The organism is Chromobacterium piscinae (genome assembly GCF_021129175.1).
Classification (GTDB): Bacteria; Pseudomonadota; Gammaproteobacteria; order Burkholderiales; family Chromobacteriaceae; genus Chromobacterium; species Chromobacterium piscinae.
Genome location: NZ_JAJOHV010000112.1, coordinates 1 through 613, shown reverse-complemented (window position 1 = coordinate 613; position 613 = coordinate 1). Strand labels below are relative to the sequence as shown.

Below are 613 nucleotides of genomic sequence, written 5' to 3'. Positions count from 1 at the left end.
CGCGCCGAAGCGCAGCGTGCTCTCATGCATGCTGCCGTACTGCGGGCTGTAGCTCTGGATCAGGTCCTTGCCGTCGCCCAGATTGAACACGAAGGTGTCGCGGTGGCCGCCGCCCCTGAGCGTGTCGTCGCCCTTGCCGCCTTCCAGGATCGCTTCTTCGCCGAACTCGTTGGCCAGCAGATCGTTGCCGTCGCCGCCTTCCAGCACCGCGCGGGCGCCGCCCTGGCTGGTCAGTTGGTCATTGCCGGCGCCGCCCCGTATGGTTTGAGTGCCCCATGCCGGACCCGCGCTCGTCAGGACATCGTCGCCGTCGGTGCCCAGAATCAGTCCCCGCGCCATACTGTCCAGCCACTCCCGGCTCCAGCTGCCGCCGTCGGCGAACACCACTTGGCTCAGCTTCATGTCGTCCATCTTCTGCGGGTCGAACCAGCCTTGTACCCGGATGCTGTCCTGGCCGTTCGCGTGCTGCAACAGCAAATCGTTGCCGCTTTGCGACGCCGTCAAATCACTTTGCGCGATGCCCGCGCCGAAGCGCAGCGTGCTCTCATGCATGCTGCCGTACTGCGGGCTGTAGCTCTGGATCAGGTCCTTACCGTCGCCCAGATTGAACACG

1 protein-coding gene is annotated in these 613 nt (G+C 65.4%); it reads right to left on the bottom strand.

Translation table 11 applies throughout. The features are described from left to right. Positions 1 to 613, bottom strand: a 613-nt coding sequence (locus LQR33_RS21875; protein WP_331282874.1) for a calcium-binding protein, incomplete at both ends; no start/stop codon positions are given.